This window comes from Nakamurella sp., from assembly GCF_048594475.1.
In the GTDB taxonomy this organism is placed as follows: domain Bacteria; phylum Actinomycetota; class Actinomycetes; order Mycobacteriales; family Nakamurellaceae; genus Nakamurella.
Genome location: NZ_JBMDXT010000563.1, coordinates 1 through 2,131 on the forward strand (window position 1 = coordinate 1; position 2,131 = coordinate 2,131).

General features: G+C 77.5%; 1 protein-coding gene. It reads left to right on the forward strand.

Features of this window, described 5'->3' with window-relative positions:
- A partial coding sequence (locus ACOJUF_RS25305; protein WP_420124569.1) for an ATP-binding protein occupies nt 1-2,131 on the forward strand: 2,131 nt, incomplete at both ends.

Sequence of the window (2,131 nt, forward strand, 5' to 3'; positions counted from 1 at the left end):
CGGATCGGGTGGGCCGGCCGTTCCGTCCCGGGCGGCCGGGCGGCGCCGGGCTCGGGCTGGCCGAGGTCGCCGAGTTCGCCGCCGACCACGGCGGCACGCTGACCGTCGCACCTCGCGCGGGAGAGCCCGGCACCCGGGCCGTGCTGCGCTTCCCGGCCGCCCCGCCGGCCGCTGCCGGCCGCCCCCCGGCCGCCGCCGGCCGCCCCCAGGCCGTCCCGACGGCCAAAGGTGCCGCTCCGGCCGGCGCCGTCGCCCCGACCGGCGCCGCCCCGGCCGACCGCTCCATCCCGGTCGAGACGATCGACCCGGTCGACACCGCCGATCCGGTCGACACCGCCGATCTGGTCGACGCCATCGATCCGGTTGCCGACCTCACCGTCCCGGCCGAGACCGCCGGCACGCAGCGGGATGTGGACACCCCGGCGCGGCCCGACCACGACCGCGCCCTGGCTGCCGTGCTCGAGGGCATCGCCGCCCGCCGGCCGCTGCCGGAGAGCCTGGACGCCCTGGTCGCGACGATGGAGCGGCACCTACCCGGCAGCCGGTGCTCGATCCTGCTGCTCGACCAGGACGCGGGCACCCTGCACCACGGCGCGGGCGCCCGCCTGCCGGAGCCGTACCGCCGGGCGATCGACGGGCTGCGGATCGGGCCCGCCGCCGGCTCGTGCGGCACCGCGGCGTACACCCGCCAGGAGGTGGTGGTCGCGGACATCGCGACCGACCCGCGGTGGGACGGTTACCGGGAGCACGCGCTGCCGTTCGGCCTGCGGTCCTGCTGGTCCCGGCCCATCCTCGACGTGGACCGGGGCGGCGTGCTCGGCACCTTCGCGGTCTACCACCAGGACCCCTGGGAACCGGACCGGCCGGCCGTCGAGCTGGTCGAGCGGCTGACCCACGTCGCCGCGATCGCCATCGGCACGGCCGCGCTGCACGGCCGCCTGGTCGAGAGCGAGGCCCGTTTCCGCAGCACTTTCGAGGCCGCCGGGCTGGGCATCGCCCTGGTCGATCCGTCCGGCCTGGTCCAGGAGGCCAACGCGGCCCTGATCGAGATCGCCGGCCGGCCGGTCACCGGTGCGTCCTTCGCCGGGCTGCTGGTCGCACCGGACGCGTCGGCCATCCGGGTGGCGCTCACCGGCCTGCTCGACGACGCCGACCCCGGCCGGCGGCTGGCCGCCACCGAGGTGCGGGTCTGCCGCCCGGACCGTGCGGACGGCGAACCGATCTGGGTCGCGCTGAGCGGGTCGCTCATTCGCGGGCCGGCGGGGGAGCCGCGCCACTACTGCCTCGAGCTGTTCGACCTGACCGAGCGGCGGCGCATCGCCCAGGCCTGGCGAGAGCGCGAGATCGCGCTGGCCGGCGACCGGGCCAAGAGCGAACTGCTGGCCCTGGTCAGCCACGAGGTGCGCACCCCGCTGCACGCGATCATCGGCTTCGCCCAGGTGCTGCAGAGCATGCCGCTGCCGCCCGACCGGCAGCAGGCGGCCATCGAGCACATCCTGGGTTCCGGCCGGCACCTGCTGCAGCTGATCAACGATCTGATCGACCTCACCGGCGCCGAGAGCCGCCAGCTGCAGCTGGTTCTCGAGGACCTGCCGGCCGGTGAGGTGGTCGCCGAGGCGGCCCAGATCGTCACCGGCCTGGCCGAGGAACGCGCGATCACCCTGCGGGTCCGGCCCGGCGCCACCGGCTCGCCGGTGCGGGCCGACCGGCAGCGGCTGCGTCAGGTGCTGCTCAACCTGCTGGGTCACGCGATCAAGTTCACCCCGGCCGGCGGCCGGGTGGAGATCAGCGGGCCGGACGGCACCCGGCCGGACGGGGCGGCCGCGATCCTCGTCCGGGACACCGGCCCCGGGATCCCGGCCGATCAGCTGCCCCGCCTGTTCACGCCGTTCCACCGGGCCGGCACCACGCAGGCGCACGGCTCCGGACTGGGGCTGGCCCTGTCCCAACGGCTGGCGCGGGCGATGGACGGGGACCTGACGCTGGCCGCCACGTCGCCGGACGGGAGCACCTTCCGGCTCACCCTGCCGGTCGCGGCCACCCCGGCCGGCCCGGCGCCGGCGCGCACCCCCACGCCCGCCGGCGCCCCGGCGCCCGCCGTCACCCCGGCGCCCGCCGGCGCCCACCCGCC